Origin of the sequence: Mesorhizobium sp. INR15 (assembly GCF_015500075.1) — a bacterium.
GTDB lineage: Bacteria > Pseudomonadota > Alphaproteobacteria > Rhizobiales > Rhizobiaceae > Mesorhizobium.
The window spans coordinates 5,747,955-5,769,708 of record NZ_CP045496.1; the positions used below are offsets into that span (position 1 = coordinate 5,747,955).

25 protein-coding genes are annotated in these 21,754 nt (G+C 61.6%); 10 read left to right on the plus strand and 15 right to left on the minus strand.

Annotated features, from left to right (window positions below; translation table 11 throughout):
* Position 1: 1 nt before the first annotated feature.
* A complete protein-coding gene (locus GA829_RS28095) occupies positions 2 to 949 on the minus strand; it encodes a glycine--tRNA ligase subunit alpha (protein ID WP_195175817.1) in 948 nt (315 codons plus the stop codon).
* Positions 950 to 1,153: 204 nt separating this feature from the next.
* On the opposite strand from GA829_RS28095, the gene GA829_RS28100 reads away from it, so the two are divergent.
* The gene (locus tag GA829_RS28100) at positions 1,154 to 1,615 is read left to right on the plus strand and encodes a GNAT family N-acetyltransferase (protein WP_195175818.1); all 462 of its coding nucleotides are present in this window, start codon (positions 1,154 to 1,156) and stop codon (positions 1,613 to 1,615) included.
* Between the two features lie 51 nt (positions 1,616 to 1,666).
* On the opposite strand, the gene GA829_RS28105 is transcribed toward GA829_RS28100, so the two are convergent.
* The 5 genes from GA829_RS28105 to GA829_RS28125 form a co-directional block, all read right to left on the minus strand.
* Complete coding sequence (locus GA829_RS28105; protein ID WP_195175819.1) at positions 1,667 to 3,442, minus strand: tetratricopeptide repeat protein; 1,776 nt, start codon at positions 3,440 to 3,442, stop codon at positions 1,667 to 1,669.
* A 189-nt stretch (positions 3,443 to 3,631) separates the two neighbouring features.
* Positions 3,632 to 4,087 (minus strand): DUF1284 domain-containing protein, encoded by a 456-nt coding sequence (locus tag GA829_RS28110; protein ID WP_195175820.1) that lies wholly within the window; start codon positions 4,085 to 4,087, stop codon positions 3,632 to 3,634.
* Complete coding sequence (locus GA829_RS28115; RefSeq protein ID WP_195175821.1) at positions 4,084 to 4,677, minus strand: biotin transporter BioY; 594 nt, start codon at positions 4,675 to 4,677, stop codon at positions 4,084 to 4,086. Before GA829_RS28115 ends, GA829_RS28110 begins: the two co-directional genes overlap by 4 nt.
* Positions 4,678 to 4,860: 183 nt before the next feature.
* Entirely contained in the window at positions 4,861 to 5,523 is a 663-nt protein-coding gene (locus GA829_RS28120; protein ID WP_195175822.1) for a GntR family transcriptional regulator, read from the minus strand.
* Positions 5,524 to 5,646: 123 nt separating this feature from the next.
* Positions 5,647 to 6,663, minus strand: a complete 1,017-nt coding sequence (locus GA829_RS28125) for a polyprenyl synthetase family protein (protein ID WP_195175823.1) — start codon at positions 6,661 to 6,663, stop codon at positions 5,647 to 5,649.
* A 188-nt stretch (positions 6,664 to 6,851) separates the two neighbouring features.
* Between GA829_RS28125 and GA829_RS28130 the strand changes: the two genes are divergently transcribed.
* From GA829_RS28130 to moaB, 6 genes are all read left to right on the plus strand, one after another.
* Positions 6,852 to 7,076, plus strand: a complete 225-nt coding sequence (locus GA829_RS28130) for a putative signal transducing protein (protein WP_195175824.1) — start codon at positions 6,852 to 6,854, stop codon at positions 7,074 to 7,076.
* Positions 7,076 to 7,876: a tRNA1(Val) (adenine(37)-N6)-methyltransferase gene (locus GA829_RS28135; protein WP_195175825.1), complete on the plus strand. Its 801-nt coding sequence runs from the start codon at positions 7,076 to 7,078 to the stop codon at positions 7,874 to 7,876. Before GA829_RS28130 ends, GA829_RS28135 begins: the two co-directional genes overlap by 1 nt.
* A gap of 87 nt (positions 7,877 to 7,963) precedes the next feature.
* Positions 7,964 to 8,827, plus strand: coding sequence for a S49 family peptidase (locus GA829_RS28140; RefSeq protein ID WP_195175826.1), 864 nt, complete (start codon positions 7,964 to 7,966; stop codon positions 8,825 to 8,827).
* Between the two features lie 84 nt (positions 8,828 to 8,911).
* On the plus strand, positions 8,912 to 9,097 hold the full coding sequence (locus GA829_RS28145; protein WP_195175827.1) for a hypothetical protein: 186 nt from the start codon (positions 8,912 to 8,914) through the stop codon (positions 9,095 to 9,097).
* Between the two features lie 47 nt (positions 9,098 to 9,144).
* Positions 9,145 to 10,011, plus strand: coding sequence for a 4-(cytidine 5'-diphospho)-2-C-methyl-D-erythritol kinase (locus GA829_RS28150; protein WP_195179838.1), 867 nt, complete (start codon positions 9,145 to 9,147; stop codon positions 10,009 to 10,011).
* A 1-nt stretch (position 10,012) separates the two neighbouring features.
* On the plus strand, positions 10,013 to 10,564 hold the full coding sequence (gene moaB / locus GA829_RS28155) for a molybdenum cofactor biosynthesis protein B (RefSeq protein WP_195175828.1): 552 nt from the start codon (positions 10,013 to 10,015) through the stop codon (positions 10,562 to 10,564).
* A gap of 17 nt (positions 10,565 to 10,581) precedes the next feature.
* On the opposite strand, the gene GA829_RS28160 is transcribed toward moaB, so the two are convergent.
* Positions 10,582 to 11,556: a hypothetical protein gene (locus GA829_RS28160; RefSeq protein WP_195175829.1), complete on the minus strand. Its 975-nt coding sequence runs from the start codon at positions 11,554 to 11,556 to the stop codon at positions 10,582 to 10,584.
* A 205-nt stretch (positions 11,557 to 11,761) separates the two neighbouring features.
* Positions 11,762 to 12,268, minus strand: coding sequence for a glycosyltransferase (locus tag GA829_RS28165; protein ID WP_195175830.1), 507 nt, complete (start codon positions 12,266 to 12,268; stop codon positions 11,762 to 11,764).
* Between the two features lie 150 nt (positions 12,269 to 12,418).
* Between GA829_RS28165 and GA829_RS28170 the strand changes: the two genes are divergently transcribed.
* Positions 12,419 to 13,573: a PA0069 family radical SAM protein gene (locus GA829_RS28170; RefSeq protein WP_195179839.1), complete on the plus strand. Its 1,155-nt coding sequence runs from the start codon at positions 12,419 to 12,421 to the stop codon at positions 13,571 to 13,573.
* Between the two features lie 208 nt (positions 13,574 to 13,781).
* Entirely contained in the window at positions 13,782 to 14,477 is a 696-nt protein-coding gene (locus GA829_RS28175) for a ribonuclease HII (RefSeq protein ID WP_195175831.1), read from the plus strand.
* 286 nt (positions 14,478 to 14,763) lie between these two features.
* Here GA829_RS28175 and GA829_RS28180 read toward each other — a convergent pair whose 3' ends face one another.
* The 6 genes from GA829_RS28180 to GA829_RS28205 form a co-directional block, all read right to left on the minus strand.
* Complete coding sequence (locus GA829_RS28180) at positions 14,764 to 15,255, minus strand: F0F1 ATP synthase subunit B (RefSeq protein WP_195175832.1); 492 nt, start codon at positions 15,253 to 15,255, stop codon at positions 14,764 to 14,766.
* 10 nt (positions 15,256 to 15,265) lie between these two features.
* Positions 15,266 to 15,847, minus strand: coding sequence for a F0F1 ATP synthase subunit B (locus tag GA829_RS28185; RefSeq protein WP_195175833.1), 582 nt, complete (start codon positions 15,845 to 15,847; stop codon positions 15,266 to 15,268).
* A 58-nt stretch (positions 15,848 to 15,905) separates the two neighbouring features.
* Entirely contained in the window at positions 15,906 to 16,130 is a 225-nt protein-coding gene (locus tag GA829_RS28190) for a F0F1 ATP synthase subunit C (RefSeq protein ID WP_027058243.1), read from the minus strand.
* 67 nt (positions 16,131 to 16,197) lie between these two features.
* A complete protein-coding gene (locus GA829_RS28195) occupies positions 16,198 to 16,956 on the minus strand; it encodes a F0F1 ATP synthase subunit A (protein ID WP_195175834.1) in 759 nt (252 codons plus the stop codon).
* An 86-nt stretch (positions 16,957 to 17,042) separates the two neighbouring features.
* Positions 17,043 to 17,450 carry an AtpZ/AtpI family protein gene (locus tag GA829_RS28200; protein WP_195175835.1) on the minus strand — a complete coding sequence of 136 codons (408 nt, stop codon included), beginning with the start codon at positions 17,448 to 17,450 and terminating at the stop codon, positions 17,043 to 17,045.
* Positions 17,451 to 17,705: 255 nt separating this feature from the next.
* Positions 17,706 to 18,890 carry a cell wall hydrolase gene (locus tag GA829_RS28205; RefSeq protein WP_195175836.1) on the minus strand — a complete coding sequence of 395 codons (1,185 nt, stop codon included), beginning with the start codon at positions 18,888 to 18,890 and terminating at the stop codon, positions 17,706 to 17,708.
* Between the two features lie 284 nt (positions 18,891 to 19,174).
* On the opposite strand from GA829_RS28205, the gene GA829_RS28210 reads away from it, so the two are divergent.
* Complete coding sequence (locus GA829_RS28210; protein WP_195175837.1) at positions 19,175 to 20,368, plus strand: acyltransferase family protein; 1,194 nt, start codon at positions 19,175 to 19,177, stop codon at positions 20,366 to 20,368.
* 24 nt (positions 20,369 to 20,392) lie between these two features.
* Here GA829_RS28210 and GA829_RS28215 read toward each other — a convergent pair whose 3' ends face one another.
* Positions 20,393 to 21,709 carry an MFS transporter gene (locus tag GA829_RS28215; protein WP_195175838.1) on the minus strand — a complete coding sequence of 439 codons (1,317 nt, stop codon included), beginning with the start codon at positions 21,707 to 21,709 and terminating at the stop codon, positions 20,393 to 20,395.
* Positions 21,710 to 21,754 lie beyond the last annotated feature (45 nt).

The window sequence follows — 21,754 nt, forward strand, 5'->3', positions numbered from 1 at the left end:
GCTAGGCCGCCGCCAGCCCACCAGCCTGCGTCTTCAAAAAGGCCTCGCCGCAAGCTTTCGCCAGATTGCGCACCCGCAAGATGTAGCTCTGCCGCTCGGTAACGGAGATCACGCCACGGGCATCAAGCAGGTTGAAGACATGGCTGGCCTTGATGCACTGGTCGTAAGCCGGAAAGACCATCCTGTGCATGGGCAAATTGTCATTCGAAGCCGGCGCACCGGCCTCAAGCAGCGCCTTGCATTCAGCCTCGGCGTCTTCGAAGTGACGCAGCAGCATCGCGGTGTTGGCGTATTCGAAATTGTGACGCGAATATTCCTGCTCGGCCTGCAGGAAAACGTCGCCATAAGTCACCTTGTCGGCGCCTTCGCGGCCGTTGAAGTTCAAGTCGTAGATGTTGTCTACGCCCTGGACATACATGGCGAGCCGTTCGAGCCCATAGGTGAGCTCACCCGCCACCGGCGCGCATTCAATGCCGCAGACCTGTTGGAAATAGGTGAATTGCGACACTTCCATGCCGTCGCACCAGCACTCCCAGCCAAGTCCCCAGGCGCCCAGCGTAGGGCTCTCCCAGTCGTCCTCGACGAAGCGGATGTCATGCAGCAGCGGATCGACGCCGATCGCGGCCAGCGAGCCGAGATAAAGCTCCTGCAGATCGGGCGGGTTCGGCTTCAGGATCACCTGATACTGGTAATAGTGCTGCAGCCGGTTCGGGTTCTCGCCATAGCGGCCGTCCTTGGGGCGGCGCGACGGCTGGACGTAAGCAGCATTCCAGCGCTTTGGTCCCAGCGCGCGCAACGTCGTTGCCGGGTGAAACGTGCCGGCACCGACTTCCATGTCATAGGGCTGCAGGATGACGCAACCATAGGCGGCCCAATAGTTATGCAAGGTCAGGATCAGCCCCTGGAAAGAGCGGCTGGGGTGCATATGGGCGGGAATTTCAATGGTCACGGCGGCCTCGGCGGAACGGCGGAATGCAGCATTCCCTAGATGCCTGGCCGATAGGGGTCAAGGCAAGGCTTCGCCTCCAGAACCGCCGCGAAGACACGGGAACACGTTGAAAGCATTGCAATCGGCTGGCCTATTGCCGGCCCTGTAAGCCTGCGGTCTGTTCGATGGCCACATCACCATTTTCAGCAACAGCAAGGTTCAACCATGCCCCATCCGATCAACATCCGCCCTATCGCGCGACAGGATTTCGAGCAATGGCTGCCGCTTTGGGATGGCTATAACGCGTTTTACGGCCGCTCGGGCGCAACGGCCTTGCCGCGCGAGATCACCGACATGACCTGGTCGCGCTTCTTCGACGCCTATGAGCCGGTGCATGCGCTTGTCGCAGAGAGTGACGGGCAGCTTCTTGGCCTCGTGCACTACCTCTTTCACCGCAGCACAACGGCAATCGCGCCGAATTGCTATCTGCAGGACCTTTTCACCACGGAGGCTTCACGCGGCAAAGGTGTCGGCAGGGCTTTGATCGAAGGGGTTTATGAGCGCGCCCAAGCCGCCGGCTCGGGCCGGGTGTACTGGCTGACGCATGAGACCAACCACACCGCGATGAAGCTCTACGACAAGGTCGGCGATCTCTCCGGATTTGTCGTCTATCGAAAGCTGTTCTGAAACGAAAGCGGGGCCCGATTTCGAGCCCCGCTTAACCGAATTCAGAAGTGTTCAACCCTTCGGCGCGGGCGCCGGCTCGGGCTTCATCTTCGGGGTTTCCTGCGCCGTGTTGGATTCGATCGGCGGCAGGCCCTTCATCAATTTCTGCTGCAAGGTGGCCAGCACATCGGGGTCGGGCTTGAGGTCGCGAGCCTGGTTCCACTGGAAAGTGGCTTCCAGCTTGCGGCCGACGCGCCAGTAGGCATCACCGAGGTGATCGTTCAGCACCGGATCTTCCGGCTTCAGCGACACGGCGCGTTCCATTTCACGCACCGCGTCATCGAACTTGCCGAGGCGGAAGTAGGCCCAACCCAGCGAATCGACGATGTAGCCGTCGCTTGGCCTGAGGTCGACGGCCTTCTGGATCATCGCCAGGCCTTCCTTTAGCTTCATGTTCTTGTCGACCCAAGAATAGCCGAGATAGTTCAGGACCTGCGGCTGATCCGGGAACAGTTCCAGCGCCTTGAGGAAGTTCGGCTCGGCCTTCGGCCATTCCTTCAGGCGTTCGTAGGAGATGCCGCGCTGGTAGAAGATGTTCCAGTTGGCGGCGGTCGGCGTCTTCAGCACCGCGACCGCCTTGTCGTAGAGATCGGCGGCCGAGCGGAAATCGTCCTTGGAAGAATAGACGCCACCCAGCGCCAGATAGGCGCGCATATCGTCGGGATGAGCGGCGACGAACGCCTTCAGATGGGTGATCGCCTCATCATGACGGTCGAGATCGGCGAGGTTGAGGCCGAGCTGCAGGTCTGAAAGTTCTTTCAGCGGCGAAGCATCCGGGATCCGGCGATAGAGCGCGATGGCGCCCTCGCCGTCCTTCAACTGCTCGGACACTGCGGCAAGCTGCACCAGCGCGGCGTCGCTGTCCGGCTTCAGCGCCAGCGCGTATTGCAGATAGAGACGGACGAAAGGTTCACCGCCGCCCCGGTTGAGCGCGGTGGCAAGATCGAGCAGAATTTCCGAGGCGCCGTCCGACGGGCCGGCCACGAAGGGGGCAACCTTCTCGCCTTTCTTGATCTTGTCGCGAAGCGCCGTGATCTCCAGCTTGCCTGGCGAAAACGCCTCGGCCTGATCGAGCACCGACACCGCCTTGTCCTTCTCGCCCTTGCGGGCCAGGAAGGAGGCATAGGCCTGCGCATTGCGCATCCAGGTTTCGGGAGCCGCACCACCGGCTGCGGTATCCTGCATGGTCGCGGCATAGATGGCATCCGCCTTTTCAGGCATGTTCGATGCATCGGCGATCAGTGCACGGTGGAAGGATTTGAACAGGCCGAACCAGTCGGGGCCCTGCAATTTGTCGATGGCGGCCATCGCCTCGGTCGGATCACCGGCGCCTTGCTGGGCCCAGCCGGACATGACGCCCGAGATCAGCCGGTCGAGATCGGATTCAAGCGACAGCTTGAGCCAGTATCCGGCCTTGGTAAAATCCTTCTTGTGGAAGGAATCGACAGCCAGTGCCAGCCGCGAGAACCGTTCGACGTCTGGAACTTCCTTGAGCTTGTCGGCATAGACGAGTGATTCGTCGAAGCGGCCTTGCGCGATCAGCGACAGCATCAGGCTCTGCTGCAGGCTGGTATCGCCTGGATTGAAGGCCAGGGCCTGCTTGTAATAGATGATCGCGTTGTCGAGGTCATTGTCGCCTTCGGCGATCCGCGCGGCGAGATAAGCCCCCGAGAACGACGTGATCTTGACTGGTTCGGTGGTTTGCTTGGCATAGGCCGGCAGCCCCGAAATCGCCATGCCTGTGACAATTGCCAGCCCTGCCAGCCAGCGCGCACGTCCTTGCTGCATCGTATCCCTTTCAGCCCTGCGCCATCTCCGCGTCAGCGGGATCGACGTAGACTCGATCTTTTCCGGACAAAGCATGGCCTTTTTGGGGTCGCGCTTCAATCCGCCTCGAATTCACAATCGGGTCACCCGATTAACAAACCATGGCCAAGGAGAGCAATCCGACGTCATCGGGACGGGCGCACGTGTCAATTATGGGAAGCCGCATGCCGCACGCGGGTATCCCGGATGCCGCACGCGGGCATCCTGGTATCCGCCGGCGGCGACATTGGTGCAGAGCCCGCCCCATTCACAGCCGACACAGGCATTCCGCGTCAGGCCAGCCGAAAATGCCAAGCGCAGCCGCGCCAGCAGCTCGGTGTCGAGTTCAAGGCGGGCGCCGGGCCCAATCGTCCGGCCCAGCAGATCGCCGACATCCCGCGCCGCCGCCAGGTCGCGCTCGGCGGCGCTCTCGCCCAGGCAGTGCGGCTCCGGCTCCACCAGCAACGGCGCGCAGATATCATCGGGCCCCTGAACGATCAGGATGCCCTCGCCCCGGCTCAGCCGATGCGCGATCACGTCATAGTTAGCCGTGAAAGCGGGGCTGTATCCTTTGCCCACATAGGTGAGCAGGCAAAGGAGATGGTGGGCGCGCAGCCGTATTGTCACGAATGTGCCGGCTTCGCCTTGGCGCCGGGAAGCGCCATGAGGGTGGCCGCGCCCAACGCTGACTTGAGCAGGCCGCCGAGGACAAAAGGCAGGAATCCGAAAGTCACGGCCTGTTCGGCGCCAATCATGACGGCAAGCCAGATCGTGCCGAGGATCAGGCACAGGAGATTGCCAAGCAGCATGGCGACGAAAGCGAGGATCACCCTGCCGCCGTTCCAGCCCCGTTCAGCCAGCCAGCCGACCAGGGCACCGCAGACCGGGAAGGCGAAGAGATAGCCACCGGTGGCGCCCAGGAAATAGTGGGCACCGCCAACGCCGCCCGACAGGACCGGAAAGCCCAACGCGCCTTCGACAAGCCAGGCGGCGATGGTGACCGCGCCGAGCCGCCAGCCATAGAGAGCGCCGACGAGCGTCACGGCGAAAGTCTGCATGTTTACCGGGACCGGCACCATCGGCACTTCGATGTAGGAGGATAGCGCCAGAAACAGGGTGCCAAGGGCTACGGCCGCGACTTGCCAGGTTACAGAGCGGCTGTTGAGCCGCAGTGGGCTGAAGGATGGCTGAGGCGATGAAATTGCGATGTTGATCATAAGGCTTCCTTGCGGTTGATCGAAATTATAGATAATTTCCCATTTCGATCTATTATCGAATCCATAATTTTGAGCCAATGGCAACCCTTGGCCTCTGGAAAGGGTTCGGAAGCACTCGAAATAACGGGATGGCGTGCGATCTAGAGGCGACACAGATCAAGTCGCCAGCGCTGGAAACTCGACCTAACCGACGATCGCGAAGGCTTCGCGTGTCGCGCCGGAAGCCATCTTGACTGGCTTGCGGCCAATCCACTGCACATGGCGCCCAAGTGTGGCTGCCGCGGATTCCGTGTTGCCTTGCCGCAAGGCGGTCAGAATGGCCCGATGATCCTGGTCGGTGCGGGCTTCCCACTCCAGTCGCCACGCCGCGAACAGAAAGCGGGCACTTGCAGCATGCAGATCATCGATGGTGGCGAGTAGGCGCGGCATGCCGCACGGCGCCAGGATCAGCCGGTGAAAGGCTCGGTTGGCTTCTTCCCACGAGCGGACATCGCGGGATTTGTCGCCGGCCTTGGTGGCCTGCTCGGCCAAATCGAGGATAGCTGGCGTCAGATGCTGAGCGGCATGGCGCAGCGCCAGCACCTCAAGTGCCGCACGCATCTCAGCGACCTCCTTGACCTCGCCGAGATCGAAGGCCGCCACGCGGACGCCACGACGCGGTTCACCGACAGCCAGACCTTGCGCCTCGAGACGCCGAAACGCCTCTCGCACGGGAACATGGCTGGTGTGGAATTCCTCGGCGATATGATCCTGACGCAGCCGCGCGCCCGGCTCGATCGCGCCCGAGATGATGCGGTCCGCCAGAACCTTGCTGATGCGGACGGCGATGGTGTCGTCTTTTGCCATGTTTTTATAGATAATTTGCGGCGTGGCCTCTTGTCGAGGCTGTAGCGTCGGGATTCACCAAAGACTGACTGGTTCGAAAGGATCATTACCCAAGGAAGCAGAATAGGCGCCCCAGTCGCCGGCTCAGCTCACCCGGCTGATGCAGAAATCGATGACGTCGATCAGCGCCGATTTCTGCGGCGTCGCTTCCAGCGGCGCCAGCGCGTCGCGGGCGATCTCGCCGAAATGGCGGGCTCGCCCGATCGTGTCGGCAATCGCGCCGTGGCGGGTCATCAGGCCGATCGCCTTTTCCAAACCGGCGTCATCGGTCACATTCTCCTCGATGGCGCGTTTCCAGAACGTCCGCTCTGCCTTGCTGCCGCGACGGTAGGCGAGAATGACCGGCAAGGTGACCTTGCCTTCACGGAAATCATCGCCAACGTTCTTGCCAAGATCCTTGCTGGTGCCGCCATAATCCAGCGCATCGTCGATCAGTTGGAAGGCAAGGCCGAGATTCATGCCATAGGAGCGCAAGGCCGCGCGGTCGTTGCGTGTTGCCTGGGCAATGACAGGGCCAACCTCGGCGGCGGCCGAGAACAGCGCCGCCGTCTTGGCCTTGATCACGGCGAAATGTTCATCCTCGGTGGTCTCGAGGTTCTTGGCGGCGGCGAGCTGCATGACCTCGCCTTCGGCGATGATCGAGGCAGCGCTGGACAAGATATCGAGCGCTTCAAGCGAACCGACATCGACCATCATGCGGAAGGCCTGGCCGAGCAGAAAATCGCCGACCAGCACACTTGCCTGATTGCCCCAGATCATGCGGGCGGTCTTCTTGCCGCGACGCATACCGCTCTCGTCGACGACGTCGTCGTGGAGCAAGGTCGCGGTGTGCATGAATTCGACCGAGGTGGCGAGCTTCACGTGGCCTTCGCCGGCATAGCCGAACATCTGCGCGGCTGCGAGCGTCAGCATCGGCCGCAGCCGCTTGCCGCCCGAAGAGATCAAATGGTTGGCGACCTCGGGAATCATCTGAACGTCGGAGCCGGCCTTTGACAGGATCAGCTCATTGACACGGCCCATGTCCCCGGCCGTCAGATCGATCAAATCCTTGATGGACGCGGGTTCCCGCTTCCCGTTTTCGATGTTGAGAACGACACCCACGACAATCACTCCCGTCTTGGTATAACGCGTGCGACGGCACCCTTAGTCCCGGCACGGACTCTAGGGCGGTAGACACTGCCACGGCAAGTGGCGAATTGGCGCGGCGGCGATGACAGGCTGTCAACGCCGGAAATGCCTGAAACAGGCTGCCCGTTTACATCGCTGGCTCAAGCTGCGAGTTTCCCGCGATGATCGAACTCATCCGCACCAATGACGCCGTCATCATTTCCTTTGTCGAATCGCTGATGCGCGATGCCGGCATCGGCTGCTTCGTCGCCGACCAGAACATGAGCGTGCTCGACGGGTCGATCGGGATATTGCCAAGGCGGATCATGGTCGACGCCGATCAGATCGACGCCGCAAAGCGTATCCTGACCGACGCCGGCATCGCCAACGAGATCCGCCAGAAATAATGTCCGCGTCGCGCGCCGCCCTTGTCCCGGATACTCCGGCCCATACGGTCGATGCTTTTCATCGCGGCCGGTTCTGGCTGGTGCAGCCCAAGCATGGCGGTCACCGCGCCGGCATGGATGCCATGATGCTGGCGGCTTCCGTACCGTCGTCGTTTGCCGGACGCCTCGCCGACTTCGGCGCCGGCGCCGGCGCTGCCGGCCTGGCGGTGCTGTCGCGCTGCCCGGGTGCCCGGGCGATGCTGGTCGAACGCTCACCTGAAATGGCGGGTTTTGCCGCAACCACGCTTGCCCATCCCGGAAATGCGCATCTCAGCGATCGGGCCAGCGTTCTTACAGCCGATGTGACGCTGTCAGGCCGGGCACGGACAGCAGCCGGCCTCGGCGACAATGAATTCGACTTCGTCATCATGAACCCGCCCTTCAACGCCGCTGAGGATCGCGCCACGCCCGATCCTTTGCGAAAGGAAGCCCATGTCATGGAGGACGGGCTGTTCGAAAGCTGGATCCGCAGCGCCGCGGCGGTGGTCAAGCCACGCGGTAGGCTCGCCGTCATCGCGCGGCCGGAGCAGCTCGGCGCTCTCCTGGAAGCCATGGCCGGCCGCTTCGGTGACGCCGAGATGCTGGCCGTCCATCCCCGCCCGGAGGCAGCGGCCATTCGCATCGTGGTCAGGGCGACGCTCGGCGCGCGCGGAAAACTGTCGATCCGGCCGCCGCTGATGCTGCATGCGGCATCGGGTGACGGCCCTGCTGAGCGGACCGAAATGATCAACAACGGACTGGCTTCCCTGTTTGGAGACTGATTATCCTGGCCGCTTTTGGTGACGGCATTGCCGTTGGCCGGTGAATTCCTACATGCGTTGCATCAATTGACCGGAGACCGCCACCTCGTGAAACGCCTTATCAACCGCCTGCTGCCGAAGTCCTGGCGCTCAACTGTCGTCACCATTCCGGTCATCAGGCTGCACGGGACAATCATGTCTGGCGGCGGCCAGTTCCGGCAGAACCTGTCGCTGGCCTCCACCGCCGGCCTCATCGAAAAGGCATTTTCCTTCGAAGCGCCGGCGGTCGCCGTCTCGATCAATTCGCCCGGCGGCTCGCCGGTGCAGTCGCGGCTGATCTTCAAGCGTATCCGCGACTTGGCCACCGAGAAGAACAAGAAGGTGCTGGTCTTCGTCGAGGACGTCGCCGCCTCCGGTGGTTACATGATCGCGGTTGCCGGCGACGAGATTTTCGCCGATCCGTCCTCAATCGTCGGGTCGATCGGTGTTGTCTCGGCTTCTTTCGGTTTCCCGGAACTGATGAAGAAAATCGGCGTTGAGCGCCGTGTCCACACCGCCGGCCAGAACAAGGCGGTGCTCGACCCGTTCAAGCCCGAGAAGAAGGAAGACGTCGAGCGCCTGAAGGCACTGCAGCTCGAGGTGCATGAAACGTTTATTGACCTGGTCAGGGAGCGGCGCGGCAAGAAGCTCAGCGACGACGCGGATCTGTTCACCGGCCTGTTCTGGACAGGCAAAAAAGGCCTCGAGCTTGGCCTTGTCGACGCACTGGGCGACATGCGCACCGTGCTGAAGACCCGGTTTGGCCCAAAAACCCAGCTAAGGCTGGTCAGTGCACCGCGCGGTTTTCTGAGCCGCTTCGGCCTATTTGGATCAGCCAAGGGCTTCTCGGCGCCTGATATTGCCGCTGCTGCCGCCAGCGGCGTCGTCGATGCGGCGGAAGAGCGCGCGCTATGGGCACGCTTCGGGCTTTGAAAATCTGGCGAAACCGTCTAGCATAAGAGCTTAACCGACCCCACCGGCCGCTTCTGCCGGCCCTTGCGCGGGAGGAGTTTTGACATGCCACAGATCATTTTCTTCGCTGTCGTCGGCGCCGTCGCCTACTACGGCTACCGCACTTTCGTCCGGGAAGCCGAGCGCGTAACGGCCAAGGTGCGGCGCACCGAAAAGCAGACGGCCAACGGCGCGATGGGAACGCTGGTCAAGGACCCGAAGACCGGCGAATACCGGCTGGCCAAGGACTGACTATCATTTCACTTGCAACTGATCCGGTCGAGGCCGAGGCACGTTCCCTGGTCTGGCCCGCCCCTGCCAAGATCAACCTAGCCTTGCACGTCACCGGCAGGCGCCCTGACGGCTATCACCTGATCGAAAGCCTGGCGGTGTTCACACGCTTCGGCGACAGGGTCGAGCTTGCGCTTGCCGGCAGCGACGATTTTGCCGTGTCCGGCCGCTACGCGCCGGCGGTTCCGCTTGATGCCAGCAATCTGGTGCTCAAGGCACGCGACGCTTTGCGGCTGGCCGCCGGCCTTCACAAGACGCCCCCGGTCGCCATCAAGCTCGAGAAGAACCTGCCGGTTGCTTCGGGTGTGGGTGGCGGATCGAGCGATGCGGCGGCGGTACTGCGCGGGTTGGCGCAAATCTGGGGGTTGGATATCGACGATGCCGAGCTGGCGCGGATCGGTCTTTCGTTGGGCTCCGATATTCCGATGTGCCTGGCGGCCAAGCCGCTGATTGCGCGCGGCATTGGCGATGAACTCTCAATGGCGCCGGATTTCTCGGCGCTTGGACTGGTGCTGGTCAATCCAGGCACGCCGGTCTCGACAGCGGAAGTCTTCGCGGCGCTTTCCAGCCGCGACAACGAGGCCCTGCCGCCGCTGCCGCGCAGCATCGATTTTCATAGCCTGCGCAACTGGCTGGAGATCACGCGCAACGACCTTGAGCCGGCAGCCCTTGCGATGCAGCCGGCCATAGGCAGGGCGCTCTCATGGCTGAACAAGGCCGGATCAGGTTTTTCCCGGATGTCCGGATCGGGCGCGACATGCTTCGGACTGTTCGAGACCGGTAATGTCGCCAAGCGTGCGGCCGCCGAAATCCGCAGCCGGCAGCCTGACTGGTTCGTCGCCGCCACCCGCAGCATAGCATCGGGCGCTGACTGAGATGGCCAGAATTGACGAGAGCCGCGCCTTCATTCCGATACGCATCGCGGTGCTGACGGTTTCCGACACGCGCAGCCTGGCCGACGACAAATCCGGCCAGACGCTGGCGGACCGGATCACCGACGCTGGCCATATACTGGCGGCACGCGACATCGTCACTGACGACCGGGACCAGATCCGCGCCAAGGTGCTGGGCTGGTCAAAGGATGAAGCGATCGATGTCGTCATCACCACCGGCGGAACCGGCTTTACCGGCCGTGACGTGACGCCGGAAGCGCTGGAGCCGATCTTCGAAAAACGCATGGACGGCTTTTCCGAAGTGTTCCACCGCATTTCCTACGACAAGATCGGCACGTCGACGATCCAGAGCCGGGCCACGGGCGGCGTCGTCAACGCCACTTTCGTCTTTGTGCTGCCAGGTTCGCCCGGCGCCTGCAAGGATGCCTGGGACGGCATCCTGAAGGCCCAGCTCGACTATCGGCACATGCCTTGCAACTTCGTCGAGATCATGCCGCGCCTGGACGAGCATCTGCGGCGCGGCACCAAAGCCTGAGCGCAGCCGGCCGTTGGTCAGCGGACGACCGGTTCGCCGTCGAAACGACGGCGTGACGGCGGCGAAACGCCGAAGCCGACTTCCATCATCAGCCTCGGTGCGCGCGTCGGGACCGTGCCCATGTGGAAACCAAAGGGGTCCTCGACAAAACCGAGGCCGGCCTCTCCGGTCAGTGTGACGGGGCTCTGTTCGCCGTAAACACTCAGAACCTCATCCGCCGGGTGGCCGACGAGAAGCGTCAGTTGATGCTTGAGGATGCGGCGCTTGTGGCTACCCCTGACATAGACATGCGGGCCCGTGCCGTCATCCACGGGCACGAGATAGAAGAAGAATTTCAGCATTCGCCAGTCGTCGAGATCGAAATGGTATTTGCCGAGCGAAGCCAGGTTCTTCTCGGCATCGGAGACCCCGCCGCTGGGAAAGCTCCACCAGACCCGCGTGGTGATCATTTTCGCCTGGCCGCCCAGATAGTGCGCGGCGATGTCGAGGAGCAAAGGATCCCGCTGCACCGCCAGCGCCGCATCGCAGTCAAGGACGCGTTCGAAAAAGTGCCCGCTAAGCAGCGGCCGGCCGAAATGCGCCTCGGCTTCCTTGTGTCCTGACGGGAGGAACTCCAGCCGGCGGTCGAAATTGCCGAAGCATGGCGTGCGTTGGGCAAAACTGGCGATCTCCTCATGGATCGACGCCGGCAGCGCCAGCCCGGAAAAGAGCCCCTCGGAACGAAGACCCGCGACAACAGCGTCGCGGTCAACGCCGGTGAAGATGGTTTTGTGGGCGCCCCGCACTGGGTAGGCAGGCTTTGCGCCGCGCCAATGCAGCTGCCGGCCAGGCATGGTGCGCGCCAGCACGAACATTGGCAACCAGGCCGGGTTCTCGCGCATATCTTTCAGATATGTCGGTATGCGCACCGCCATGCGGCGCAATATGCTGCCGTTTCGCGCGATGGCCTCAAGACTGGTAGTGCCCGATTTGTCAGGGGATGGCAGGCTCATCAGGGTCCTCTGTCACAAGCAGCAGCGCCGATGCAACATCGGCCGCTCACCGCCCAAGCATGCCCCAAACCCATTCATCCGCCTGGAACGGAAGCTAACGCCGCGTCAGAATTTGTGCAATGCACAATGAACGTCAACCTGTCAATTGTCCGGGATTTTACGTCCGGCCATTGCAAAAAAGGACATGCGGATTCACCGGCGCCCCTCACTTCGAGGGCGCCACCCAGATCTCGGCGTCGAGCCGCTTTGTCGCCAGGCCGCGCGCCAAGGCTTCGGCATTACCGGCATTTTTCGACAGCGACGCGGCCTGCCGCTTGCTGATGACAAGGCCTTCGGCCAAGGCGCGGTTTCCCGAGAGAACCCGCGCAAGAAAGGGTGTGCGGCTGCCGCGTGTTCTTGAAAAGCGAGCAGCCATCGTTTGCCTTGCGGTATGGGCAACGACATCGTCGATCCAGCCCTCGACTAGGCGTGCGCCCGGCTCCAGCAAAAGCAGCCAATCACCCTTGGCTTGCTTGATACCGGCGGCAATACCGCCGCCCGCCAGATACTGGCAGCCGGCATGCTCAGCGACACGATGCGTCTGGTCGCTGGAACCGGTGTCGCAGACGATGACGTCGCGCACGACGCCCTCGACCGCGCCGCCGATCAACGAGGCCAGCGTGCGGGCAAGCCCTTCCTCGTCATTGTGCGTTTCGATGAGAACACTGAGCATGTTTAGCCGAATAGCGGAAAGCCGTGCGCGGCGCCAGTTTTTGCGGCGCAGCATACAAAGTTCTTGATTTGTTCTCATTTACAAAATAGGAATAATTTCATGAACAGAGCGATTCGACACAACGCGGACAGTCCCTGGGAGCGGGCAAAGATGGAACAGATCGCGCGCGCGGACATTGCAGCTTTCGGAGCTGGAAGAGCCGATATGGCCAATGCGATGATCGAACAGAGCGGCATGCGTGTCCGTCCGGACCGCAACAGGGGCCGTTCGGCAGGCATCAACCCGTCCGGCCGGTTCGAACCGGTGAGCCGGCATGTCTTCGACGATGGCTGGAATTCACTGGAGGAGCTGCCGCCGTTCAAGACGGAGGTGCAGGTCGAGAAGCCGCGCACCATCATCACCCGCAACGAATCGCCCGACATTTCCTTCGACCGCTCGATCAACCCGTATCGCGGCTGCGAGCATGGCTGCGTTTATTGCTTCGCTCGGCCGACGCATAGTTTCATGGGTCTGTCGCCGGGGCTGGATTTCGAATCGAAGCTGTTCGCCAAGCCGGATGCGGCGCGGCTGCTCGACAAGGAATTGTCGAAGGACGGCTACCAGCCGCGCACGATCGCCATCGGCACCAACACCGATCCCTACCAGCCGATCGAGAAGCAGTACCGCATCATGCGCGAGATTCTCGAGGTGCTGGAAGCACGTGGCCACCCGGTCGGCATCGTCACCAAATCCGCTCTGGTAACGCGCGACATCGACATCCTGTCACGCATGGCCGATCGCGGGCTGGCCAAGGTGGCGCTGTCAGTGACGACGCTCGACCGTATGCTGGCCAGGACGATGGAGCCACGCGCGTCGACGCCGACCAAGCGACTGGAAGCGATCCGGCAGCTTTCCGATGCCGGCATCCCGACCTCGGTCATGGTGGCGCCGATCATTCCCGGGCTGACCGATCAGGAAATGGAGCGCATCCTCGATTCATCACAGGCAGCAGGCGCGCGGGAGGCCGGTTATGTCGTGCTGCGGCTCCCGCTGGAAGTCAGCCCAATCTTCAAGGACTGGCTGTTGCGCCATTATCCCGACCGCTATCGCCACGTCATGTCGCTGATCCGCTCGATGCGCGACGGCAAGGACTACGATTCGGAATGGGGCAAGCGCATGAAAGGCGCCGGTCCCTATGCCTGGCAGATCGGTCGCCGCTTCGAGATCACCGCCAAGCGACTTGGTCTCAATGTCGAGCGGCGCACGCTTCGGACCGACCAGTTCGTCGCCGCCGGAAAAGACCAGGTGCAGTTGATGCTGCTCTAGATGACGTTGGCACAACCCGGCCATAGGCCGGTGTGAAAGTCCTTGTTTTTGCATGTCGCCCTCCCAAACCGCAGAACACTTGGGGCGACATACATTGGAATCCCGTCCGGCCTGCCCCGGCCTGCAGACGGTGCCCTCCCGGTCCGGCGCCCCACCCGACCCGGAGGGACTTGCGGAGAATCGGAACCGATGCGACCCTCGCCGCAACATGGCTCGCGCGCGTTCCGATTCTCCGCCTCTCTTTGAAATGATCGAGAGACCCGACTTTTCCTTCGAGACGAAGGCGATGGCACAAGGCTTGTGGCCAGTGGCGGGCATGGATGAGGCCGGCCGCGGCCCGCTGGCTGGGCCGGTTGTGGCTGCCGCAGTGGTGCTCGACCCGGCCAACATTCCAGATGGGCTCGACGATTCCAAGCGCCTCAGCCATCTGCAGCGCGAGGCCCTGTTCCTGCGCATCCTCGGCTCCGCGCTTGGCGTTTCGATGGCATCGGTGAGCGCCGAGGGCATCGACGGCAGCAACATTCTCAAGGCCAGCCTGGAAGCCATGCGCCGCGCCCTTGTCGGCCTGCCAGTACAGCCGAAGCTTGCTCTGGCTGACGGGCGCGACGTGCCGCCGGGGCTGCCTTGCGAGGGACGCGCGCTGATCAAGGGCGACCAGCGCTCGCAGTCGATCGCAGCTGCCTCCATTGTCGCCAAGGTGATGCGCGACCGCATGATGTGCGGCTGTGGCAGCCATCATGAACGCTACGGCTTCGAGGTCCATATGGGCTATGCCACCGTTCGGCATCGTGCAGCGATCGAGGTGCATGGGCCGGTGGCGCGATTGCACCGCGTCTCGTTCGCGCCATTCAGGCTCGGTGAGGCTGAGGTTGCGGAAGAAGAGAGCTTCGCAGGTTTGGGTTGAGGCGAAAGCGGTTAGCCGATCTCCGCCCTCGCGGGATGGCCGGCAGGCCAGAGCGAGGCGATGTCCCACCAGTCTATCAGCCCTTGGCGCGCAGCTTGCTTGCATAGTTACAACCGGAGCGGCGGATGAGAACGGAACGCCGGCGTTCCTTCGCGCGCCCCTCTGTCCTGCCGGACATCTCCCCAAAAAGAGGGAGATTGGCAGGTCCGCCGCCTTCGCCTTTCTCCACCGCAACAAAAAGCCGCCAGGTTGCTCGGGCGGCTCTTAATCTGTCGGCGAAATCGGCTCAGTTGAGCTTCGACTTGACGTCCTGCAGGGAGGCCTTGAAAAGGTCGGCGCCTGCCTTGGCGTCCATCTTGCCGGCGAGCAGCGCGCGGGCGGCTTCGACGGCAATATCAACGGCGCTGGCGCGCACTTCGGCGACCGCGTCACGCTCGGCCTGACCGATCTTCTGCTCGGCAAGCGCTGTGCGCCTGGCAACATAGTCCTCGGTCTTCTTGTGTGCATCGGCGGCAAGCATGTCGGCCTCGCGCTTGGCCGCGGCGACGATGTCGGCGGCCTCCTGCTCGGCTTCCTTGCGCTTGCGCTGATACTGGCCAAGCAATTGCTGAGCCTCTTCACGCAACCGGCGCGCTTCGTCCAGCTCACTGCTGATCTTGGCGGCACGCGCGTCAAGCGCCTTGGCGATCATGCCCGGCACCTTGATGTAGATGGCAATGCCCAGGAAGATGACGAGGGCTACCGTTGCCCAGAGCGTTGCGAGAGATGTGGCGTCCATGATGCGCTCCTCACCCGGCCACGGATTTGACCGCGGCCGCGATCTCGGCCTTGCTGGCCTTGCCGCCGACGAGTGCCTCGATAATTGCCGACGCGGTGTCTTCAGCGATGGTGCCGACTTCCTTCATGGCCTTGGCCTTGATGGAAGCAATGCTTGCTTCGGCGGCACCAAGCTTCTCGTCCATAGCGGCCTCGACCTTCTTGCGCGCGGTTTCGGCCTCGGCCTTGGCCGCGTCATTGGCCTGCTGGCCGATGACGTTAGCCTTGGTCTTGGCTTCCGCCAGCTCCTGCTCGTAGGCAGCAACAGCGGCATCCGCCTCGCCCTTCAGCTTGGCCGCATGGTCGAGATCCTGAGTGATCCGATCGTTGCGGACATCGATGATGCCACCAACGCGCGGCATCACCACCCGCTTCAGGAACAGGTAAAACAGCCCGAAAGTGATCGCCAGCCACAGAAGCTGCGACGGGAACGTCGCAGGATCGAATGGCGGGAACGCGCCGTGTGCCTCGGCAGGCACGCCGGTTCCGGAATGCGTATCGCCTCCGGTCGCAGCAGGCGCAGACTCTTGCGCAAAGGCAGATGTCACGAACATGGACTATCCCCGAAATTCAGGCCGAACGCCGTGGCGGTTAGGCCAGATGGCGCAAGGCTTACTTGAACAGTGCCAGAAGCGCGATGAGAAGGGAGAAAATGCCAAGCGCTTCGGTCACGGCGAAGCCGAAAATCAGGCGGCCGAACTGGCCGTCGGCAGCCGACGGATTGCGCAGCGCACCCGAGAGGTAGCTGCCGAAGATGTTGCCCAGGCCAATGCCCGCGCCACCCATGCCGAGGCAAGCGATGCCGGCGCCGATGTACTTTGCTGCTTCTGCGTCCATTTGTTCAACTCCTTTGGATCTAAAATTCCGTTGCGATTCCATCCGGCGGCTAAGCCGGAAACTCTAACTAGTGCGAAGGATGCAGGGCGTCGTTCAGATACATGCAGGTCAGCACCGCGAAAACGTAGGCCTGCAACAGCGCCACGAGCAATTCCAGAGCCGTCAATGCCACCGCCATGGCCAGCGGCAAGATCGAACCCGCAATGCCAAGCGTGCCCAGCGCGCTCAGACTGACGACAAATCCCGAAAACACCTTCAGCGTGATGTGACCGGCCAGCATGTTGGCGAACAGACGAACCGAGAGGCTGACTGGGCGCGACACGAAGGAAATCACCTCGATCGGAACGACAAGCACCATCATCACCAAGGGCACGCCTTTCGGCACGAACAGCTTCAGGAAGCCTAGGCCATGCTTCATGAAGCCATAGACGATCACAGTGCCGATCACGAGGATGGCAAGGCCGAAGGTGACGATGATGTGGCTGGTGATGGTGAAGAAATACGGGAAAAGGCCAAGCAGGTTGGCGACCAGCACGAACATGAACAGCGAGAACACCAGGGGGAAGAACTTCATGCCCTGGGTGCCGGCTGCGTCGCGCAACATGTTGCCGACGAATTCGTAGGCCATTTCGGAAACCGACTGAAGCCGGCCAGGCACGAGGCTGCGGCTTGATGTCGTCAGATAGAGAAACATTGAAGCGACGAGCACGGTTGCGACCATGAACAGCGCCGAATTGGTGAAAGACAGGTCGTAGCCGCCGATCTCGATCGGAATCAGCTTGTTGATATGGAACTGGTGGATCGGATCGACCTTGTCAGCTGCCACGTTCAAACCCCGTCAATGCCGCGTACGGCTAAAATTGTCATTTCCGCCTGAAGGGCGGCTATTTCCAAATCCCACCCGCAGGGCGGTCATTTTCTGTCGTCCTGGTCACGGCGCGGTTTCTCGCCCTGTCCGAATTCCGAAACAACGCCAGCGGAACGCATGACATTGAGCACGCCGGCGCCAAAACCCAGCAGCAGAAACACGATCAGACCCCATGGCGTTGTCCCCGCCAGTCGGTCGATGATCCAGCCGATGCCGGCACCAACCACTACGCCTGCGATAAACTCGCTGGATAGTTTGAGCGCCTGACCGTAACCGGCCACACTGCCCGCTTTCGCGTCGTCTTTCCCCTCGAGCTTGTCCGGCCGCCTTGTCGCAAGCGATGCTTCAAGATCACGCCGGCGGCGCTCAAGATCGTCGTCGCGGATGGTGGCTTCGTGCTGCTTGCCGGGGCCGGTTTCTCCGGTTCCGGCTGGCCCATTCTTGTCGGCCATCGCAACCCCCCTGCCCGGTCAGATCGTCGCCGTCCGTCCGCTTCTAAAGTCGCCGGCAACATAGTTAGAGGGTTTGCGCCCGTCAAGCCACGGGCGGAACTTCAAAGCCATGTATTTTCTATAATGAAATCAATACCTTGGAAAGGTGCGACATCGTGCCCGACGCCACAGCAGGGATGCGTCGCCCGAATCCCCCCGGCAATGGCTCTTTTCGCGGGCCGCAGCTACGGGAAGGTTCGAGCGATGATCGAGCGGTCAGCTCCAGCCGCCGCCATAGGTACGATAGAAGATATGCAGACCGATCTTGGTCATCTTCTGCATCGTACGCGCCCATCCCGGGTGGACATATTGGGCGTAGTAATGAGTCGAGGATCCGACTTCGGGAATGAAGATCTTGCCGGCGGTGACAGCCATGGCGACGTCCTGCGCGATCTTGTAGTTGGCCGGGCTGTCGATGCGCTTCTTCCTGCCATCGCAGGCAAAAGAGAACTGGCAACGGTTGAACCAGTTGTCGTTCTGGTAGACGACGCCGCAGATCGAGTTCGGATAGGCAGGATTGCGGACCCGGTTGAGGATGACCTGGGCGACGGCGGCCTGCCCGCGAATGGATTCGCTGCGCGCCTCGAAATAGATGCCGTTGGCCAGGCACGCCTGCTCTGGCTTGGAGAAGACGCTGGCCGGCAGCGGGTTTTGTATCCACGCATGGTCGCCCTTGGACATCGGCGGAATGAAGCGGCCATTGCTTGGCTCTTCGTCCTGCAGCAAGGCCTCGAAGGGCGAGGCCTTGGCATAGTCCGGCGCGGCGGAAGCATAGGCGGTCGCCAGTATGTCGGCATGGTCGTTGTTGACCAGCGCCGCGAGCATGGCCGGCACACCCGGATCCGGCTTCTTGTCCTCGCGCGTATGGAACGCGGCGGCGATCTGGATTTCCTTGCCTTTGATCTGTGGCTTGGCGAAGGCCATCTTCAAATCGCTATCCATGCTCGGCCGCAGCAGCGACGAGGTGCGCTGGAAGATCGAACCGGCATTGAAGTTCTTCGGCGGCGCCACCGGCGAGACCTGAATGATGCGGCCCTTCTTTTCAGCGCGCACGATGCGGTCTTCGTCCGGCGTCCCGCTGACCTTGCCGCCCTTGCCGCGAAACGACACGGTGCCAACGCCGGCCAGATGGACACCCGACCCGGAGATGGAACCGGTGATATCGGAATCGACGAAAGGCATCTCAGCCGCGTGGACCGAGCCGGCTACGGATTTCTCGACATAGGAATTCCAGCGGCTGTTCGACGCCTCAAGGCCGGAAACAAGGCTGGTCATATCCTGGTAGGCGGCAATGGTCGGAAAGCCAATCCAGATACCAAGACCAATGACCAAAGGAGGCAGGAAGCTACGCTTTTTCTCACCGGCGGCGGCGACAAGCCGCTTCAAAACACGTCGATGCACGGAACTCTCCAGGAACGCTACTGAACCCCACTGGAGAGAAACAATGATGCATTAACCTTGATGGGACGTTAACGGATCGGATCGGGTTCTCCCTGGTTGGCTTGAAGCGAGGTGCTTAAGACACAACCAACAACTGCGCCGGCGAGGAATGCGAAATCGGCCCCAGGACCGCAAATCATATCTAGCGGGAGATATGTCTTAACCAAATATCCACACTCCCCGCCATCAGATGAAGCGGGTTCAAGGCAGCAGCTCAGCGAAGCTGAGACGGCAAGGGAATGGTCGTGGCGGCCTCAACGGCGAATGGCGAAGAACTGGCGGGAGCGGGCAGGCGCCCTCAGCTTCACAATTTGACCAGTCTGCGGGCCTTTGCAGCCCTGGCGATATTTCTCCATCACTTGAATATACTCGGTATCGATGTGTCCCAATCCGCTTGGAATATGAACCTCGGCGGCGCTGTTTCATTCTTCTTCGTGCTGTCAGGCTTTGTGCTGTCTTACAGTTTCGAAGGTCAATTCCTGACATGGCGTGACACTAGAAATTTTATCTTCCAGAGATTTTTCCGGCTTTGGCCTGTTCATATAATATGTTTTTTCATCGCCGTTGTGATCCTCCAGGCTCCCGTAAACCTGTTCACCGCATATCTAACGACAACGTTGCAAAGCTCCTGGTTCCCGACCTACGGCACGGCCTACACGCACAATGGCGTCTCTTGGTCGATATCCGTTGAGCTGTTTTTCTATCTTACTCTGCCATTTATCCTGACCTTGAGACCACGCTCAGCCATGCTACTGGCTTGCGGCTGGACGCTCGCCGTCTTCAGCCTGTTTGCAATTGCCGCGGTTCTGCCATCACCAATTTTCCCACCCCAGTCGCCGCAACCGTGGAGGGATTTCTACGTCACGGACGCGTCATTTGTTCAACTCTTTCCCCCTTTTCGGATGATCGAATTCCTAGCGGGAATAGTGCTCTACCAATTTTTCAAGGATCATCGCATCCCTGACCGGTGGGTGGCGTTCTGTCAGATTGCCGCGATCGTTTGCCTGTTGTTTTGCGCGCGCACATATGACGACGTCGCGCAATTCTTCGCTGAACACACTTCTGACATGACGTCCGTCGCGCATCGCGAATTCGGAATGTACCCAATGTTCGCGATTATAGTCTATGTCTTTGCCCACCAGTCCGGCTTCGTGACACGCCTTGTGTCCTTCCGCCCATTGGTTCTCTGTGGAGAGATCAGCTTTTCCTTCTACATGATCCATCAGATCGTTATTCGTAACCTGCATTATAATTTCGACATCGACGGACAATACGGCTCGATTGCAGCCGCGCTTTCGGCAGGGGTGATCAGTTTGATATTTGCGATCATTTTCCACCAAACCGTGGAGATGCCCGCCATTCGATGGGCCAAGCGACATTTTCCGATGTCCAAACACGCACCTTTGGTCAGAGAGATAGCGGCTATCGCGCCCGCCTGATGGTGCTCTCATCTAACCGGTTCGTCACGCCGGCCGCAGGAAGATGGGCCATGCAATCAGCGCGCAGGCCGCCGCCGACAGCCAGACGCCAGCCCAGGATCCGAGCACGAGAAGTCCTGGGATCGTGATCGGCACCAGGAAGAAGGCGACGAAGACGAAACTGTTGGCGAGGCCGAGAGCCGTCCCGGCATGGCTCGCGCCGGCAAGGGTGGCGAGTTCTGTATAGGCGACGCCATGCCATGCTGAAACGCAGATGCCGGCAACAACCAGCACCAGAACGATTGCCGGAGAAAGCAGCGGTTGCCAATCTGCCATGTCTGCCGCCCTCAGATTGGCGGAAGCAAGGACGACTAAGCCAAGGGCGGCGAAACCCAATACGCTCAGCATGCTGCACAGGCGTAGGAACGACCGCCGATTGCGATACCGATCGGTGAAGCGGCCGCTCCAGACCCGCATGACCATGGCGCCAACTTGCACTGCTCCCAGACTGACGCTGATCACCGCGGTGCCCATGCCGCCGAAATCGTGCAGGAACACCGAAGCGAAGGTGAGCACCGCGACCTGTGGGACGCAGAGCAAGCCGATGGCGATTGCGATGCGCCAGACATCCGGGTTGTGCAAAGGCGTCGGGCCGGCTGACAATGTGGCGGCGGCGGTCACCGCCTCATCCTTTGGCGGCTGATGCAACCAGCGCCAAGCGAACAGCGCGGTGATGGCCGAGGACGCGGCCAGCAAACCATAGACGGCAGCAAAACCATGGGCCGATGCGAGCGACGGCAGCACAAGTGCCCCAAGCCCGCCGCCAAGCGGCACGGCCGTTTGCCTGATGCTCATGGCAAAGCCGCGTTCGCCTTCGTGAAACCACGCCATGATGGCGCGGCCGCTCGAGCCGTTGACGCTACCGCCAAGCAATCCGGTGACCAGCAAGACACTGGCCAGCAACACGACGCCCGGGACCTGTGTCGGAGACGGCACGACAAGGACTGCCATCAGCAGCAGCCATGCCGCCGTCGCGCCAAGGCCGGTCAGCAGCACGCCACGGTCGCCCCAGCGGTCGGTCAGCAGGCCCCATGGCAGTTCGCTCAATGCCACGCCCAGCCCAAGCAGGCCGAGAACCAGGCCAAGCTGACCATTGCCCAGATGGTAGCCTGAACGCATGAACACGGCTGTCGCCGGAATACCCGAGAACGTCGCGGAGAAACTGGCGTTGGCAGCCACGCCAATGCCCAGCACCTTCCACCGATGATTGGGACCAAACCCCGCGCCAACGGATGAAGCAGGCGCCTCATGAGGCTCACATTGGGGTGCATCCTCTCCGCGGCCGATGGTGATGACAGACATGAGCGACTTCCTTCAGTGAGCTGACAACGGCGAGGCAAGGCTTGA